20 protein-coding genes are annotated in these 15,968 nt (G+C 41.6%); 17 read left to right on the forward strand and 3 right to left on the reverse strand.

The genetic code is table 11. The features are described from left to right. Window positions 1–62 precede the first annotated feature (62 nt). The 12 genes from hisC to ABIN91_RS16240 all read left to right on the forward strand — a co-directional run bounded on the left by hisC (window position 63) and on the right by ABIN91_RS16240 (window position 9,214). The gene (gene hisC, locus ABIN91_RS16185; protein WP_348052269.1) at window positions 63–1,115 is read left to right on the forward strand and encodes a histidinol-phosphate transaminase; all 1,053 of its coding nucleotides are present in this window, start codon (window positions 63–65) and stop codon (window positions 1,113–1,115) included. 1 nt (window position 1,116) lies between these two features. Continuing rightward, window positions 1,117–1,392: a hypothetical protein gene (locus tag ABIN91_RS16190; protein WP_348052270.1), complete on the forward strand. Its 276-nt coding sequence runs from the start codon at window positions 1,117–1,119 to the stop codon at window positions 1,390–1,392. Window positions 1,393–1,439: 47 nt separating this feature from the next. Next, window positions 1,440–2,588, forward strand: a complete 1,149-nt coding sequence (hisB, locus tag ABIN91_RS16195; RefSeq protein WP_348052271.1) for a bifunctional histidinol-phosphatase/imidazoleglycerol-phosphate dehydratase HisB — start codon at window positions 1,440–1,442, stop codon at window positions 2,586–2,588. A gap of 115 nt (window positions 2,589–2,703) precedes the next feature. Continuing rightward, on the forward strand, window positions 2,704–3,294 hold the full coding sequence (gene hisH, locus ABIN91_RS16200; protein ID WP_348052272.1) for an imidazole glycerol phosphate synthase subunit HisH: 591 nt from the start codon (window positions 2,704–2,706) through the stop codon (window positions 3,292–3,294). Window positions 3,295–3,303: 9 nt separating this feature from the next. After that, complete coding sequence (locus ABIN91_RS16205; protein WP_348052273.1) at window positions 3,304–4,053, forward strand: 1-(5-phosphoribosyl)-5-[(5-phosphoribosylamino)methylideneamino] imidazole-4-carboxamide isomerase; 750 nt, start codon at window positions 3,304–3,306, stop codon at window positions 4,051–4,053. Between the two features lie 49 nt (window positions 4,054–4,102). Then, window positions 4,103–4,942 carry an imidazole glycerol phosphate synthase subunit HisF gene (hisF, locus tag ABIN91_RS16210; protein WP_348052274.1) on the forward strand — a complete coding sequence of 280 codons (840 nt, stop codon included), beginning with the start codon at window positions 4,103–4,105 and terminating at the stop codon, window positions 4,940–4,942. A gap of 102 nt (window positions 4,943–5,044) precedes the next feature. Further along, window positions 5,045–5,632: a bifunctional phosphoribosyl-AMP cyclohydrolase/phosphoribosyl-ATP diphosphatase HisIE gene (hisIE, locus tag ABIN91_RS16215; protein WP_348052275.1), complete on the forward strand. Its 588-nt coding sequence runs from the start codon at window positions 5,045–5,047 to the stop codon at window positions 5,630–5,632. Between the two features lie 32 nt (window positions 5,633–5,664). After that, complete coding sequence (gene bla, locus ABIN91_RS16220) at window positions 5,665–6,558, forward strand: class A beta-lactamase, subclass A2 (protein WP_348052276.1); 894 nt, start codon at window positions 5,665–5,667, stop codon at window positions 6,556–6,558. A gap of 107 nt (window positions 6,559–6,665) precedes the next feature. After that, a complete protein-coding gene (locus ABIN91_RS16225) occupies window positions 6,666–7,577 on the forward strand; it encodes a WD40 repeat domain-containing protein (RefSeq protein WP_348052277.1) in 912 nt (303 codons plus the stop codon). 21 nt (window positions 7,578–7,598) lie between these two features. After that, window positions 7,599–8,084, forward strand: a complete 486-nt coding sequence (locus tag ABIN91_RS16230; protein WP_348052278.1) for a DUF4442 domain-containing protein — start codon at window positions 7,599–7,601, stop codon at window positions 8,082–8,084. Window positions 8,085–8,122: 38 nt separating this feature from the next. Continuing rightward, window positions 8,123–8,566 (forward strand): GNAT family N-acetyltransferase, encoded by a 444-nt coding sequence (locus ABIN91_RS16235; RefSeq protein ID WP_348052279.1) that lies wholly within the window; start codon window positions 8,123–8,125, stop codon window positions 8,564–8,566. A gap of 24 nt (window positions 8,567–8,590) precedes the next feature. After that, window positions 8,591–9,214 (forward strand): ATP-binding protein, encoded by a 624-nt coding sequence (locus tag ABIN91_RS16240; protein ID WP_348052280.1) that lies wholly within the window; start codon window positions 8,591–8,593, stop codon window positions 9,212–9,214. Between the two features lie 108 nt (window positions 9,215–9,322). Here ABIN91_RS16240 and ABIN91_RS16245 read toward each other — a convergent pair whose 3' ends face one another. Both ABIN91_RS16245 and ABIN91_RS16250 read right to left on the reverse strand, forming a co-directional pair. Beyond that, the gene (locus tag ABIN91_RS16245) at window positions 9,323–9,916 is read right to left on the reverse strand and encodes a DUF502 domain-containing protein (protein WP_348052281.1); all 594 of its coding nucleotides are present in this window, start codon (window positions 9,914–9,916) and stop codon (window positions 9,323–9,325) included. Between the two features lie 11 nt (window positions 9,917–9,927). Then, on the reverse strand, window positions 9,928–12,411 hold the full coding sequence (locus ABIN91_RS16250; RefSeq protein ID WP_348052282.1) for a bifunctional UDP-N-acetylmuramoyl-tripeptide:D-alanyl-D-alanine ligase/alanine racemase: 2,484 nt from the start codon (window positions 12,409–12,411) through the stop codon (window positions 9,928–9,930). Window positions 12,412–12,453: 42 nt separating this feature from the next. Between ABIN91_RS16250 and ABIN91_RS16255 the strand changes: the two genes are divergently transcribed. After that, window positions 12,454–12,939: a regulatory protein RecX gene (locus ABIN91_RS16255; protein WP_348052283.1), complete on the forward strand. Its 486-nt coding sequence runs from the start codon at window positions 12,454–12,456 to the stop codon at window positions 12,937–12,939. A gap of 19 nt (window positions 12,940–12,958) precedes the next feature. Here the strand turns inward: ABIN91_RS16255 and ABIN91_RS16260 are convergent, their stop codons facing one another. Continuing rightward, window positions 12,959–13,390: a hypothetical protein gene (locus ABIN91_RS16260; protein ID WP_348052284.1), complete on the reverse strand. Its 432-nt coding sequence runs from the start codon at window positions 13,388–13,390 to the stop codon at window positions 12,959–12,961. Window positions 13,391–13,518: 128 nt separating this feature from the next. Between ABIN91_RS16260 and ABIN91_RS16265 the strand changes: the two genes are divergently transcribed. The 4 genes from ABIN91_RS16265 to ABIN91_RS16280 all read left to right on the forward strand — a co-directional run bounded on the left by ABIN91_RS16265 (window position 13,519) and on the right by ABIN91_RS16280 (window position 15,959). Continuing rightward, on the forward strand, window positions 13,519–14,544 hold the full coding sequence (locus tag ABIN91_RS16265; protein ID WP_348052285.1) for an LD-carboxypeptidase: 1,026 nt from the start codon (window positions 13,519–13,521) through the stop codon (window positions 14,542–14,544). Window positions 14,545–14,776: 232 nt separating this feature from the next. Beyond that, window positions 14,777–15,103: a metalloregulator ArsR/SmtB family transcription factor gene (locus ABIN91_RS16270; protein WP_348052286.1), complete on the forward strand. Its 327-nt coding sequence runs from the start codon at window positions 14,777–14,779 to the stop codon at window positions 15,101–15,103. A gap of 1 nt (window position 15,104) precedes the next feature. Next, window positions 15,105–15,569 carry an SRPBCC domain-containing protein gene (locus ABIN91_RS16275; RefSeq protein ID WP_348052287.1) on the forward strand — a complete coding sequence of 155 codons (465 nt, stop codon included), beginning with the start codon at window positions 15,105–15,107 and terminating at the stop codon, window positions 15,567–15,569. A 6-nt stretch (window positions 15,570–15,575) separates the two neighbouring features. Continuing rightward, window positions 15,576–15,959: a DoxX family protein gene (locus ABIN91_RS16280; protein WP_348052288.1), complete on the forward strand. Its 384-nt coding sequence runs from the start codon at window positions 15,576–15,578 to the stop codon at window positions 15,957–15,959. Window positions 15,960–15,968: the final 9 nt, after the last annotated feature.

The raw sequence follows: 15,968 nt of genomic DNA on the forward strand, positions 1-15,968 counted from the left end.
GCGGCCTTGCATAGTTCGCGATTGCTTCGTACCTCGCAATGACGCTTCCAAATAAGATAGATATGTTTAGTGTACAAAATATATTAAGAGATAACATCAAAAACCTCACACCCTACTCATCCGCGCGTGATGAGTTCCAGGGCGAGGCGAGTGTTTACCTTGATGCCAACGAAAACGCGTTCGGCTCACCTTTAGAAACCCAATACAACCGCTACCCAGATCCTATGCAATACGCCGTTAAAAAGCGTTTAATGGAGATCAAAGGCGTTCCGATACGCAATATATTTTTAGGTAACGGCAGCGATGAGGCTATCGATATCCTGTTCCGCAGCTTTTGTAACCCGGCGGTTGATAACGTAATTATAGTACCGCCAACTTATGGCATGTACCAGGTATCGGCCAATATTAATGATGTTGAGGCGCGTAAGGTTAACCTGACGCCCGATTTTCAACTCGATATGGAAGGCATTGCCGAGGCTATTGATGAGCGCACCAAAATGATATTCATTTGCTCGCCCAATAACCCCACCGGCAATTCTATTAACCGTACAGATGTTGAAACATTACTGGCTAATTTTAACGGTTTGGTGATTGTTGATGAGGCTTATATCAATTTTAGTCGCCAAAAAAGTTTTATACAGGAACTTACCGAATATGCTAATCTGGTAGTGCTGCAAACGCTCTCTAAAGCGTGGGGTTTAGCCGGGTTACGCCTGGGCATGGCCTTTGCCAGCGAAGAGATCATTGAGGTGATGAACCGCGTTAAACCGCCTTATAACATTAATGAGGCTACTCAGCAACTGGTTTTACAGGCATTACAAAATGTGGATCAGGTTAATCACTGGATAAAACAAACTTTGCTTGAGCGCGATAAGCTGGTTTTAAACTTAAAACAGTTTGATTTTGTACAGGATATCTACCCATCCGACGCGAACTTTATTTTGGTTAAAACTACCAATGCCAAGGGAATATACAATCATCTGGTTGGGCAAGGCATTATTGTTCGTGACCGATCAAAAGTTGAGCTTTGTGAGGGTTGTTTACGCATTACCGTTGGTACTCCGGAAGAGAATTTGACTATGTTAGAATCGCTTGAAACCATTAATTTAGGATAATATGACTTTGGAAAACTTAATTGATAACCTCAATGAAATCGATGAAGATCTGGTTATTTTTCAAAAAGATCAGTTATCAATTAATTCTGAAGTAGTTCTTTTTGACAGAAAGAACGATGATATAATAAGAATTAAAGACAATGTAAAATATGTATATTTTTTAGAAGTTGAGATAGCTAAAGAATTTATAAATGATTGGGTTGCCAGTTTACCAGTTAAGCCAAACTCAAAAACTATAGCCTTAAGAGTTCTTGAGTATGCAATTCACGATGCATAAACACACTATTTAATATCTAAACTTTAATAACACTACCTTTAACCCGAATGAATAAGCTGAAAAGAATACTTTTTATTGACCGCGACGGTACACTGATCAAAGAAACAGCCGACGAGCAGATCGATTCGTTCGCCAAACTGGAATTTTATCCCGGCGCGTTACAATACCTGCCTAAAATAGCCGCCGAATTTGATTTTGAACTGGTAATGGTTACCAATCAAGACGGCTTAGGTACTTCTGTTTATCCCGAAGATACTTTTTGGCCGGTACATAATTTCATATTAAAAACATTTGAGAACGAAGGCGTTACTTTTTCTGATTTCGCTATCGACCGTACTTTCGCTAAAGACAACGCTCCTACCCGCAAACCTGCTACAGGGTTATTAACCAAATATTTGGATACCAAAGTTTACGACCTAAAAAACTCATTTACCATTGGCGATAGGTTAAACGATGTTTTATTAGGCAAAAACTTAGGTGCTAAAGCTATCTGGCTAAACAATCACAGCAATTTAGGTGGCAACGAGTTTACCGAAGAGCAATTAGCAGCCATTAAAGAAACTGTTTCACTCGAAACCACCGATTGGGAAAATATATACGAGTTTTTAAAACTTGGCGAGCGTGTTACCGAGCATGTGCGTAAAACCAAAGAAACCGATATCAGCATCAAGATAAACCTTGATGGTAAAGGCGACGCCAAAGTATCAACCGGGTTACACTTTTTTGATCATATGTTGGATCAGATAGCCCGCCACGGCAGTATCGACTTAGATATCATTGCCAAAGGCGACCTGCACATTGATGAGCATCATACCATTGAAGATACCGGCATAGCTTTAGGCGAAGCCTTCGCCACCGTATTAGGCGATAAACGTGGTATAGAACGGTACGGATTTTGTTTGCCTATGGATGATTGCCTGGCACAGGTAGCCATTGATTTTGGCGGCCGTAACTGGATAGTTTGGGATGCAGAATTTAAGCGGGAAAAAATAGGCGAAATGCCAACTGAAATGTTCTACCATTTCTTCAAATCTTTTTCTGATGCTTCAAAATGCAACCTCAACATTAAAGCCGAGGGCCAAAATGAGCATCACAAAATAGAAGCCATATTTAAAGCCTTCGCCAAAGCCATTAAAATGGCTGTACGCCGGGATGTGAACAATATGGTTTTGCCGAGTACGAAGGGAGTACTTTAAAAAGAAGCAAGAGTCAAGATGCAAGAATCAAGACTCTTAGCAATTAAATATTAAAACGAATTGATATAGAAAGGCATCTTGATTCCTGACTCTTGATTCTTGATTCTAATTTAAAATGGTAGGTATAGTTTACTACGGCGCCGGAAATATTTTCTCACTAACCTCTGCTCTCGACAGGTTGGGTATCACTTACGGTATGATCCACTCGGAAGATGATTTTGAGCAATACGACCGCTATATCATACCCGGCGTTGGGCATGCGGGCGCGGCGATGAGCAAACTGGAATCAACTGGTTTGGTGCCTGTTATCAAAAAGCTGAATAAACCAACTTTGGGTATTTGTGTGGGTATGCAACTGCTAACGGCTTATTCCGAAGAAGGCGATTCTAATTTGTTGGATATCATCCCGGTAAAAACTTTACGCTTTAAGGATAGCGCCGAGTTTAAAGTACCACATACCGGTTGGAACCAGGTTTATCCCGAAAAGGAAAACCCACTGTTCAAAGATATCCCCGAAGGTTCGCACTTTTACTTTGTGCACTCGTACTATATCGAGCATAATAACGTATATACATTAGCATCAACCAATTATACCCTGCCGTTTTCGGCATCAATCCATAAGGATAATTTTTTCGGTGTCCAGTTTCACCCCGAAAAGTCGGGCAAATTTGGCGAGCAATTATTAACTAACTTTGCAAACATCTAACTTACAATCATGTACATTATCCCCGCTATAGATATTTTAGACCAAAAGGTAGTGCGCCTTCGCGAAGGTGATTACGATCAGGTAACCCGCTACGAAGTTTCGTTGGAAGAGATGATCGAAACTTACCGCTCAAATGGTACCCAGTTCATCCACATTATTGACTTGAACGGCGCTAAAGGCGATTTTAGTAACCAGCAATACCTGTTTGATATCATCAAAAAAACAGATATGAAGGTGCAATATGGCGGCGGCGTGCGCAGTATTGAAAAGGTTAAAGAACTATTGGCGGCAGGTATCCACCGTGTTATCGTAGGTACACAGGCCATCACCAACCCTAACTTTTTAGCCGAGTTAAGCAAGGAAGTAGCCATGAAAGATGGCCATTCCGACCAGATCGTTGTTGCGATCGATGTTTTGGACGAGGTGATCAAATATTCCGGCTGGATGGAAAGTTCACCTATCAAACTGATGGATTATGTTGATAAATGCTTGAATTTGGGCTTCTTCCGCTTTTTGTGTACCGATATTAGTAAAGACGGTAAGCTAGGCGGCGCAGGTATTGAATTATACGAAAAACTGCTTGACCACTCTCCTTTCATCAAACTCATCGCCTCTGGTGGTGTAAGCTCGATGGCTGATATTGAGAAGCTGAACAAGATCAAGGTAGAATCATGTGTAGTGGGTAAAGCTATTTATGAAAACCGCATCAGTATTGAAGAAATTAAGGAGTGGAACTTGGAATCGTTGATTACCATATAGCCCCCTCCGCCCCCTAAAGGGGGAACTTTTGATTAGCACGTTGATTGCAATGACTGAAAATAACGATAACTATAACGACGTGGCAAATACCACCAAGCCATCTGGCTCCCCCTTTAGGGGGCGGGGGGGGCTCGCCAAGCGAATTATCCCCTGCCTTGATGTTAAAGACGGCCGCACCGTAAAAGGTGTGAATTTTGTTGACTTGCGCGACGCGGGCGATCCGGTTGAACTGGCCTGGAACTACTCGCAGCAAGGCGCTGATGAATTGGTGTTCCTTGATATCACTGCAACGCACGAGCGCCGCAAAACCATGGTTGAGCTGGTGAAAGCCGTTGCCCGTAATATCAATATCCCATTCACCATAGGTGGCGGTATAAACGCTATTGAAGATGCTGACGCGCTTTTAAATGCCGGTGCCGATAAAATATCCATTAACTCGGCTGCGGTGCGTACACCCGGCTTAATTGATGATCTGGCTAAAGCCTTTGGTGTGCAGTTTGTAGTGGTAGCGGTTGATACCCGCCACACTGAAGGTAAAAACATTGTTTACCTGAATGGTGGCCGTATCCCTACAGAGAAAGAAACCTTTGATTGGATCAAAGAAGCTGAAAGCAGGGGCGCAGGTGAGATATTATTAACCTCGATGGATCATGATGGTACAAAAGCGGGTTTTGACTGTAATTTTTTAAAAACAATAAATGATGCCGTGCATATCCCGGTTATCGCTTCGGGCGGTGCAGGTTCGGTACAGCATTTTGTGGATGTATTTGAGCAGGCCAATGTTGACGCGGCTTTGGCGGCGTCGGTGTTTCATTATGGTGAGATTTTGATACCAGATTTGAAAGCTATTTTGAAGAGTAATGGTATTGAAGTGAGAACAACGATTTAACAATTGTTATTGCGAGTACGAAGCAACCGCGCGGAGGCATAACCGCTCTGCATAGTTCGCGATTGCTTCGTTCCTCGCAATGACATAGAAAATATAGAGAACATGAATATAGATTTTAACAAAAGTGACGGCTTAGTACCGGTAGTAATTCAGGACGATCAAACTTTGGAAGTGCTGATGTTGGGTTACATGAACCAAGAGGCTTACGACAAAACCGTGGCCGAAAATATTGTCACTTTCTTCTCGCGCACCAAAAACCGTTTGTGGACAAAAGGCGAAACCAGTAACAACTTTTTGCATGTGAAAAGCATCGCTTTAGATTGCGATAATGATACACTTTTGATCAAAGTTAAGGCCGATGGCCCAACCTGCCACACAGGCGACAGGAGCTGCTTTAACACTTCATATAATCATAACTTTATATTTGAATTACAGAACATTATAAATGAACGGTATGACAATCCGTCAGAAGGTTCGTATGTAAATAAATTGCGTAATAAGGGCTTAAACAAGATAGCCCAGAAGGTTGGCGAAGAGGGTGTGGAAACTGTGATAGCCGCTTTGGCCGAAACTGAAACAGACCTGATCAACGAAGCATCCGACCTGGTATTTCACCTATTGGTTTTGCTTCGTGAGAAGAACTTAAATTTGGAAACGATAGCCAAAAATCTGGAATCGAGGCATCAATAGTTATTAGGGTATTGGTGAGTAATTATTGAGGAATGTTTAGAGCCATAGGTTTTATAATTTGTTGTTTTCTGATCGCATCTGTTGCTAAAGGCCAGTCACCTGATAGCACCCTAAGAATTCAAGTTCAAGAAATTGCTAAGGATGCTAAAGGCACAGTTGGTTTCGCTATGCTGGGCATTGAGAATCGGGATACGATGTCGTACAACGGCCGCCTGCATTTACCTATGCAAAGCGTAATGAAATTCCCGATAGCCATCACCGTACTGCACCAAATTGACGAAGGCATATTCAAATTAGATCAATTGATCCATATCGGCAAAAGCGACCTACCTCCTACTTACAGCCCGCTGCGCGATAAATTCCCGGAAGGCAATGTTAATGTTTCCATCAAAGATTTGTTGAGCTATATGGTGTCGTTGAGTGATAATAACGCCTGCGATATTTTGCTCAAAACCCTTGGCGGGACGGATGTGGTTGATACTTATATGCACAGTTTCGGTATTAAGCAAATAGCCGTTAAAGCGTCTGAATTTGAAATGGCGCAGGCCTGGGATGTTCAGTTTAGCAATTGGGTTCAGCCTAAAGAGATGATCCGGTTGTTGGATATTGCTACCAAGCCCAATTTTTTATCAAAGGCAAGCCGTGATGAGTTGTGGAATATTATGGAGGCTACTTCTACCGGCCCCAATCAAATTAAAGGCTTATTGCCTGCTGGTAGCATTGTAGCGCATAAAACAGGCCGTTCGGGCACTAACGCCAAAGGTATAAGCGCTGCTACTAATGATGTTGGCATTATCACGCTAGCTAATGGCAAACATTTAGCTTTAACTGTGTTTGTTACCAACTCAAGCGTTGATCTGCCCGCCCGCGAATCTATTATAGCCCGCATAGCGAAAGCGGTTTATGATTATGAAGTAGCAAAGTAGTTATTACCTTTATTTAAATTTTTTATTGCGAGGTACGAAGCAATCGCACGGAGGCCTTGCATAGTTCGCGATTGCTTCGTACCTCGCAATGACATAAAGACAATCAAATGATCACCGTCGAAAAAATAACTGAGCTTACCGGCCACTCTAACCCTATTTTCACCCTTGAGCTTTCGCAGAAACCGGGTATATTGTTTACCGGGGGCAACGATAAGGGCGTGGTGGAATGGAGCTTAAATACCAATTCGTTCATTAAAGTTATGTTCCCGGTGCCGGCTTCCGTTTATGCTATTCATTGTCCGGAAGATTATCCCTTGATGTTCACCGGATTACGTAATGGAGTGGTGATGGTGTTTGACTTTATTAAGCAGGCCTTGCTCCCAGGCTTAAAACACCATATCAAACCTATATTCGATATTAAATCCGTCAACAGCAAAAAAGAATTGTTAGTGGCATCCGAAGATGGTACGGTTTCGGTTTGGAGTTTGGATACATTGGCCCTGGTGCATACTATTAAAGTTTCGGGCGATACTATCCGCGCTATAGCTATCTCTCCAGATGAAAAACAGCTTGCTTTTGCCTGCCGGGATAACATGATCCGGGTGTATGACTTGGAAGATTATACCTTGGTCAAAACCATCCCCGGCCATACTATGGCTGTTTTTGCTATTGCTTACTCGCCCAATGGTGCTTATTTTGTATCAGGCTCACGCGATGCGCAGGTTAAGATATGGGATAGCGCAACCTTTGATCTGATCAAGAACATTCCGGCGCACTTATTCGCGGTTAACCATATCGCCTTTCACCCTACCGAACCTTATTTTGCCACGGCCAGTATGGATAAAAGTATTAAGATATGGGGGTCGGATGATTTTAAGCTCTATAAAACGATCAGTCGCGAAAAAGGATATCCGGCACATCCGCTCTCTATTAACAAGCTTGCATGGTTTGATAATGGCAGCAAACTGGCTTCGGTAAGTGATGACAAAGCCGTGATGCTTTGGAACATTAGCTTTTAGATTATTTATTAAATTAGTACTATGGTAATATCCGAAACAACCCTTAAATGGGCAATGCGCTTTTATCCTCCATTGTTTTTTCAGCGTATATGGGTACAAAAATTTGGCAAAGGTTTTACCAGCGCCGAGGTGAAGATCAACAAAAGCGTATTCAACAAAAATTACAACGATTCTATTTTTGGCGGGACAATTTTTGCCGGGGCCGATCCGTTTTATGCCTTACTGTTCGACCAGATATTGCAGCGACGTGGTTTTAAGGTACGGGTATGGCTAAAATCGGCACAGATACAGTATTTAAAACCGGGGCGCACCAATTTGTATTTTAAGATCGTTATCACCGAAGAAGAGATCGCGGAAGCAGAGGAGATTTTGAATACCGTTGGCAAATTTGTTAAAGCCTTCCCGATAGAGATGTATGATAAAAGCGGGCAACTCTGCGTATCGGTCATCAACGAAGTATATGTACGCAACTTACATATTGGCGAAGAAGGGAAAATAGCGTATTAACCTCCTAAGCCCTTAAAGGGGGAACTGATTTTATATTTATGAATTACGACGAACTGATACAACAAGGTTACCACATATCTACAGATAAAGATTTGCTTGATTTTGATATGATGTTCAATTACCTGAGCGAGGAATCATATTGGAGCAAAGGCATCAAAGCCGAGGTGTTACGCAAAGGGATTGACAACGCGATGAACTTTGGCGTTTATCACGATAAAAAACAAATTGGTTATGCAAAAGTAGTTACAGATAAAGCAACTTTTGCTTACCTTGCTGATGTGTTTATTTTAGAACAATACAGGGGTTTAGGGTTATCCAAGTGGCTGATGCAAACGATTAAGGAGCACCCGGATTTGCAGGGCTTACGCCGGTGGATGCTGGGTACGGCCGATGCACATGGCTTGTATACACAGTTTGGTTTTGGCCCTATCAGCAATCCCGAAAGGTGGATGCAGATATTTTCGCCCTATAAGACACAATAAAAGAATACGGAGAGGCACACTAAAATGAATATCAGGAAATTGATTTTTGAAGGAGAAGGTGTATCTCTCGATTTTAAGAAAACCATTACCAGTTGCGAGAAAATTGCCCGTACTATGGTGTCGTTTGCCAATAATAAGGGCGGGCGCTTGCTGATTGGTGTTGCCGATGATGGCTCTATAAAAGGTGTAAAAAGCGACGATGAGGAGCGTTATATGATAACCCGTGCCGCTCATCTGTTTGCCAAACCCGCCCTCGACCCTGTTTTTGAAGAGGTTTATTTTGATGATAAACTGGTATTGGTTGTAGAGATCAAAGCCAGCGAGGATAAGCCGCACTATGCACTGGCCGAAGATGGCAAATGGTGGGTTTACATCCGCGTGAAAGATAAAAGCATACTGGCCAGCAAAATTGTGGTTGATGTGCTTAAACGATCTACCAAAAACGATGGGGTTTTGATAGAATACTCGGATAAGGAACAAGCCCTGCTTAAATACCTGGATACTAACCCGCGCATCAACATTAAGGAGTATTGCGAGTTATCAAAGATGAGCCGCCGCGGCGCGCAGAAGATCGTTGTGAACCTGGCCTTGTCTGGGGTGATCAGGATACATACTACGGAGAAGGAAGAGTGGTATACGGCTTGTTGATTACTCCATCATTTCAACTGTAGGAGAAATCTTTAGTATAGATAGATGAACTGAGCAGAAGATTTCTCTCTCGTACCTCGTTCGAAATGACATTATTATTTATTGGATTTATTCTAACCCGCTCACACCACCAGATATCACAAACTTCATCATATCGCCTGCGCTTTTTTCTATAGGTTTCACTTTATCTTTAGCTACGATAACAACCTGCCCGGCGAAGGAATATGAATATGGAAAATATACGGCTACCTCTCCCGGAAGGCCAATTGAGCTGAGATCTTTTTGGGTAAGAAAACCTATCTTTTTCAGGCCGAACTCGTTTACTTCAACCAGTACGGGTTCGTTAAATTTTTTTTCGTCGCCAACAAAGGCTTCGGTGAGGTCTTTGATGGATGAATAGAGGAATTTAAATAGTGGTATGCGGTTTATCCAACGGTTAAACCAGTTTTTGATGGGTTGCGTTATGATGCTGGTTACCAATACGCCCGCTATTAAAATTATGATCACTACAGATAATATGCCCAGGCCCGGTATGTAAATGTGTTTACCGGTACTGTCAACCAAAAAAAAGCTACTGATGTTAAGCGCGTTATCAATACTGGATATGGCCCAGAATATGAGGAAGAAGGCTGCACCCAATGGCACAACGATCAATAATCCTTTGGCAAAGTAATTTAATAAAGCACGGGCTAATCTGTTCATTTATCGGTCTCCTATTCGTAAAAATAAACGCGTTTAACGCGTTGCGATACATTGGTGAGTATCTCGTAAGGTATGGTATTAATTTGTTTGGCCAGTTCTTCAATTTTGTATTCTTCGTTAAAAACGATCACCTCGTCGCCTTCTTTTACTTCGGGTACTTGGCTAACATCGAGCATGCACATATCCATGGATACATTGCCTACGGTGGGCACCAATACTCCTTTTACAAGCATTTTGCCTACTCCATTGCCAAAGGCACGTAAATAACCATCGGCGTAGCCTATACGTACGGTGGCTATGGCGCCATCTTTAGTTAAACTGCCGTTGCGGTTGTAACCTACGGTTTCGCCGGCTTTTATTTTTTTAACCTGCGATACACTGGTGCGTAAAGTTGCTACCGGGTGCAAGAGGCTCACCTCATCTTTTATCGCGCCATCTATCCCATATAAACCAATGCCTAAGCGTACCATATCAAACTGGGCAACGGGCCAGCGGGTTATCGCCGATGTATTGGCCATATGGCGCATGGGTTTGTAGCTTAATGCCTTTTCTATCTGGTGATAGGCTTTTTCGAAAGCTCGAATTTGCTTTAAGGTAAATGCATCGTGAATTTCGGCATCACTGGCCGCTAAGTGTGAAAATATGGATTGAATGTGCACATATTTGTTGTCTTCCAACAAATCGCATAAAGTTTCTATTTCAAAATCTTCGAAACCCAGGCGGTGCATACCTGTATCTATTTTGATATGGATGGGGTATTCAAATATGTTTTTGGCTTGCGCGAATTTCACAAACTCATCAAACAGTGTAAAACTATAAATTTCGGGTTGCAGGGTAAATTCGGTCATTTTATCAAATGCCGATACTTCGGGATTGAGTACGATGATGGGTAGTGTGATGCCTGCATTACGCAGGGCTATACCTTCGTCAATATAGGCTACGGCCAGGTAATCAACCTTGTTGAATTGCAGCATATTGGCTACCTCAAAGCTGCCACTTCCGTACGAGAACGCTTTGACCATAGCCATGATTTTCACATTGGCACCAAGCTTTGATTTGTAAAAATTGAGGTTATTTTGGAGCGCGTTGAGGTTGATCTCCATCACGGTTTCGTGGGCCTTTTGTACCAATGCGCGGCTCACACGTTCAAACTCAAAACTACGTGAGCCTTTGATCAGGATGGTTTCATCTTCAAAACCCAGATCGGTTAAAGCCAGCAGTAAAGCTTCGGTATCGGCAAAAAAATGTTTTTGTGGCGTATTGAACAGATCGTGATGATCGGATATGGCTTTGCCTACACCAATAAATTTATCTACTTTTTTTTGCGCGATAAGATCGGCAACCTGTTTATACAATTCCTTTTGCTCTAACCCTGATTGGAAAATATCCGACAGGATGAGCGTTCGGGTTTGGTGTTGATTTTGCTGATTGAGGAAGTTAAGCGCGATCTCTAAAGATTGAATATCCGAATTATAAGAATCATCGATGATGGAGCAATCGTTTACGCCCTGCTTTAATTCCATACGCATAGATACGGGTACAAGCTTCTCTAAGCGATCATCACATACCGTGGCATCATAATCCAGCGCCAGCATGGTTGCCCAGCATACAATGGCGTTCTCTACCGATGCCTCGTCAATAAAAGGCACCAGGCATTCTATTTCTTTACTTTTATAATAGGCGCGTAAGTAGTACTTGCCTTTGATGATGGTTTCGCTGAATACGTACAGGTCGACATCTTCAAGCTTACGGCTCCAGGTGAATTGGTTTTTGCCGGGGATTTCGCCTTTATATTTTAGTAGCGCATCGTAATGATATATTACCTTTTCGCAATTGGTAAAAAGCTTCAGTTTTTCTTCGAGCTTTTGATCGGCATCGGTAAAACCTTCGTTATGAGCCGAACCGATGTGGGTTAGTACACCGATGGTTGGTTTGATCATCGGCTCAAGCTTGTCCATTTCGCCAACGGTGGATATGCCGGCTTCAAATATGCCCAGGTTGTGCTGCTCTTCTATTTGCCAAACCGATAGCGCCACACCTATTTGAGAGTTAAAACTTTTAGGGTTACGCACTATCTTTTTATCAAGACAGAGCAATTGGTACAGCCACTCTTTCACAATGGTTTTGCCGTTGCTGCCGGTAATACCTATTACATCCAGTCCGAATTGGCTGCGATGATGTATGGCCAGTTGCTGTAAAGCTTTTAATACATCGGCGACAAGCAGAAAATTAGCATCCGGAAATAAGCTTTGCTCAAATGGTTTGGATACAACGAAGTTGCGTACGCCCAATTTATATACATCGGCAATAAAATCGTGACCATCCCTCCGGCCGTTTAAGGCGAAGAATAATGAAGCGGGAGGATTGTTGATTTTGCGGCTATCGGTCAATAAATTGGAGATGGATGCATTGTTCACAATTGTACCTGTGGCACCAATAATTTGTAAGATATTGCTTATGGAATACTGATTGGCAAGCATGGGCGCTAATTTCAAGATATTTATACGAATAGAAGAATTTTAACGAATTTTGGTTTGATGGAATTTGAAAATTCGGCACCTAAAAAAATAACCGACCCCAAAATTGGTTTAACCAAAGCCGAACAATACTGCGCCTACCAGGAACGCGCCCAGCAAGAGGTACGCAATAAGTTATACGATTGGGGTTTGTACCCGAAGGATGTTGAGCAGATCATCTCCAACCTGATTGAAAACAACTTTTTAAATGAGGAGCGCTTTGCCAAAACCTACACGCGTAGTAAGTTTAACCAAAAAGGCTGGGGCCGCGTTAAAATAAAACAAGGCCTCAAGTTTAAAAAGATACCCGATAAGTTGATACAGAAAGCACTGAAAGAGATTGATGGCGATGACTATTTGACTACCCTTGCTAAAATAATAGAAAAGAAAAGCGCTGTTTTAGTTGAAAAGGATGCTTATAAACGCCGGTATAAATTACAGCAATATGCCATGAGCCGTGGTTATGAGAGTGATTTGATTGGGGATATTTTGAAGGGGAAAGACTAATATTTATACATTATAATGGTTAATGTATAAATATATAAGGAACATTTACCATACCTGCCAGGTAAGACGTTTTAGCGTAAACTTTTAGCGTATCGGATGTGAGTTTGGTTATATAAAATGGTATACCTTCTATCAATATTTTATTCTCAGTAAAATCAACAATATAACTTGCCGGATTTTTACCAAAGTACCACGAACCGGCTTGACATGGGATTGGGTCCCTGGTAATTGTTAATAAATTATTATTGAAGTTATAGGTATCGTTTACTTCGCATGGGTGAAACGACGACGATGATGCAACTCCTGTGGTTACCTTATCAGGTGTTATGTAATAGGGTTTCCAATTTTTAGCTGTTAGTAGTGATGCAGGGTTTGGGTCGGCCTCTCCCTGATTTTTACAGCAAACCGTAGTCAATATTAAAATCAACAAAATCCAGATTGGTGGTTTCATTAGGCTTAAAGTCAATAACTTATAAATGATTATTGTAAAACTACAGAAAAATATTTTGAATTACCATCATTTTATTTAACATTAAATTAGATATTACTGCTTTATCCAGATGTTATAACTTTATAGTAATGAACCGTAAACTTTTTATCTCATCGTTAGCTACAACTGGTGCCGTGTTATCAACTTTGGATAGCTGGGCAAGGCCTGTTGAAAAAGAGAGCAAGCCAAAATCAAAAATCCCACCTTATTTAAAGGCTGGCGATACTATCGGGGTAACCAGTTCGGCAAGTTATATTAGCTTGGCAGAGGTGCAGCCAGCTGTACAGTTGATGGAGAGCTGGGGATTTAAAGTTGAGGTAGGCGGCACGGTAGGTAAAAAGGATTTCACGTATGGTGGTACCGATGATGAACGGATTACCGAACTGCAACAAATGCTGGATAACCCTAATATTAAGGCTATTATGTGCGCACGTGGCGGTTATGGTATGGTGCGGATAATTGACCGGATCGATTTTAAGCGGTTTACCAAACAACCTAAATGGATCATCGGTTTTAGCGATATTACGGTGCTACATTGCCATATTAACAGCAATTTTGGTATTACTACACTGCATTCAAAAATGTGTAACAGTTTCCCAAGTGATTGGACCAAGGCCGAGCCGATACAGATCACAACCATCGAATCGATCAAACAGGCTTTACTGGGAGAAGAAATGAATTATACGGCTTTGGCATCTGCATCAAACCGTTTGGGTAAGGCTGGGGGGCAATTGATAGGTGGTAATTTGAGTATCATTCAAAATGTGGCTGCTACCAAATCGGACATCGAAACTAAAGGCAAAATACTATTTGTGGAAGATGTGGACGAATACGCTTACAGTATTGACCGCATGTTTTGGAACCTGAAACGTACCGGAAAATTAGATAAACTGGCCGGGTTAATTATTGGTGGTTTTAAAATGAAACCAGATACCCCGGGCGAAGAGTTTGGCAAAACCATTTATGATATTGTACTTGAAAAGGTAAAAGAATACGATTACCCCGTTTGCTTTGACTTCCCAGTGGGGCACCAACGGGCTAATTTCGCGCTAAAATGCGGGGTTAAGCATGTGCTTGAGGTTGGTGCAGCAGGCAGTACGCTTAAATCGGTTTAAAGGGGAAGATACTTGCTGATCGCCCTAAGCAAAACAATAATAATGCTGCATGATGTTTTGAAAGTATGTAATTGTTTCATCTGCTTCTGTATTAAAAAATCAAACTTTTCGCTTAAGTCGGTTTATATCAACAGTATCGCTAATTAATTCGTTTTGGTGATGTGAAAAAAATCGCATAATAATTTGCGTAGTTAAATAACTACATTTATATTTGTAGTCAAATAACTACGCAATGAATTTAAGACGAGATGTATTTCAAGCCATAGCAGACCCTACCAGAAGGGCCATACTGCTGCTGGTAGCTTCGCAGGCTATGACAGCGGGTGTAATAGCCTCAAACTTTGACACGGCCCGGCCAACGGTTTCAAAGCACTTACAAATACTTACCGAATGCGAATTGCTTAAACAAGAGCAAAATGGCAGGGAGATCTATTATCACATTAATGCCAAAAACATGAAACAAGTAGCCGATTTTATTGAGCCTTTCCGCCAGATGTGGGAAGACCGGTTCAATGCCTTAGAAACCATTATGAAAAAATACAAAGACAAAGACAAATAATATGGAGCAAAAAACAAAGATTGTTGCCGAAGATGGCAGACAAGAATTAGTAATTACCCGGGAATTTGATTTACCATTAGCATTACTTTTTAAAGCTTATACGGAGCCCGAAATAGTTGAGCAATGGATGGGAACCAAAGTGCTGAAACTTGAAAATAAAAAGCATGGCAGTTACCAATTTGAAACCAGCGATGCTAAGGGAAACAAATACAGGTTTAACGGCGCCATACACGATTTTGTACTGAACCAGAAGATAACCCGGACATTTGAATTTGAAAATATGCCTTTTGGCGTTCAGTTGGAACTGTTAGCATTTGAACATGTTACTGATGATACCAGCAAACTGAGCATGCATGTACTATATGAATCGGCAGGGCAAAGAGACCAGGTGATCAAAATGGGGATGGCGCCGGGCATTAACATGGCACATAACAGATTGCAAGATATTGTAAGCAAATTAAAATAACATATTATGGAAAAGAGAAATACAATTATTTATTGGATTGCCACAGGTTTAATGGCTTTTGGGATGCTGGTAAGTGGTTTACAGCAAATATTTCGCGCTAAAGCGATGGCTGATATGCTTGCGCATTTGGGTTATCCGCTTTACTTTATGAATATAATTGGCGTTTGGAAAGTGCTTGGAGTTATTGTTATTTTAATTCCAGGATTTAAGTTAGCTAAAGAATGGGCCTATGCAGGTTTGTTTTTTGCTATGACGGGCGCGTTGGTTTCGCATTTAGCAAGCGGAGATTATGGTGTGAAAGAACTTATAGGTCCGTTAATGCAAACTGTTTTTATTATTTTGTCGTGGTATTTTAGGCCTGTGGATAGAAAGATCATTTCGGTTAATTAGTATAATATC

This window comes from Mucilaginibacter sp., assembly GCF_039921305.1.
In the GTDB taxonomy this organism is placed as follows: Bacteria; Bacteroidota; Bacteroidia; order Sphingobacteriales; family Sphingobacteriaceae; genus Mucilaginibacter.

Coding starts and splice junctions, on each gene's coding strand:
- hisC (WP_348052269.1), top strand. CDS start 63: ATGTTTAGTGTACAAAATATATTAAGAGATAACATCAAAAACCTCACA.
- ABIN91_RS16190 (WP_348052270.1), top strand. CDS start 1,117: ATGACTTTGGAAAACTTAATTGATAACCTCAATGAAATCGATGAAGAT.
- hisB (WP_348052271.1), top strand. CDS start 1,440: ATGAATAAGCTGAAAAGAATACTTTTTATTGACCGCGACGGTACACTG.
- hisH (WP_348052272.1), top strand. CDS start 2,704: ATGGTAGGTATAGTTTACTACGGCGCCGGAAATATTTTCTCACTAACC.
- ABIN91_RS16205 (WP_348052273.1), top strand. CDS start 3,304: ATGTACATTATCCCCGCTATAGATATTTTAGACCAAAAGGTAGTGCGC.
- hisF (WP_348052274.1), top strand. CDS start 4,103: ATGACTGAAAATAACGATAACTATAACGACGTGGCAAATACCACCAAG.
- hisIE (WP_348052275.1), top strand. CDS start 5,045: ATGAATATAGATTTTAACAAAAGTGACGGCTTAGTACCGGTAGTAATT.
- bla (WP_348052276.1), top strand. CDS start 5,665: ATGTTTAGAGCCATAGGTTTTATAATTTGTTGTTTTCTGATCGCATCT.
- ABIN91_RS16225 (WP_348052277.1), top strand. CDS start 6,666: ATGATCACCGTCGAAAAAATAACTGAGCTTACCGGCCACTCTAACCCT.
- ABIN91_RS16230 (WP_348052278.1), top strand. CDS start 7,599: ATGGTAATATCCGAAACAACCCTTAAATGGGCAATGCGCTTTTATCCT.
- ABIN91_RS16235 (WP_348052279.1), top strand. CDS start 8,123: ATGAATTACGACGAACTGATACAACAAGGTTACCACATATCTACAGAT.
- ABIN91_RS16240 (WP_348052280.1), top strand. CDS start 8,591: ATGAATATCAGGAAATTGATTTTTGAAGGAGAAGGTGTATCTCTCGAT.
- ABIN91_RS16245 (WP_348052281.1), bottom strand. CDS start 9,916: ATGAACAGATTAGCCCGTGCTTTATTAAATTACTTTGCCAAAGGATTA.
- ABIN91_RS16255 (WP_348052283.1), top strand. CDS start 12,454: ATGGAATTTGAAAATTCGGCACCTAAAAAAATAACCGACCCCAAAATT.
- ABIN91_RS16260 (WP_348052284.1), bottom strand. CDS start 13,390: ATGAAACCACCAATCTGGATTTTGTTGATTTTAATATTGACTACGGTT.
- ABIN91_RS16265 (WP_348052285.1), top strand. CDS start 13,519: ATGAACCGTAAACTTTTTATCTCATCGTTAGCTACAACTGGTGCCGTG.
- ABIN91_RS16270 (WP_348052286.1), top strand. CDS start 14,777: ATGAATTTAAGACGAGATGTATTTCAAGCCATAGCAGACCCTACCAGA.
- ABIN91_RS16275 (WP_348052287.1), top strand. CDS start 15,105: ATGGAGCAAAAAACAAAGATTGTTGCCGAAGATGGCAGACAAGAATTA.
- ABIN91_RS16280 (WP_348052288.1), top strand. CDS start 15,576: ATGGAAAAGAGAAATACAATTATTTATTGGATTGCCACAGGTTTAATG.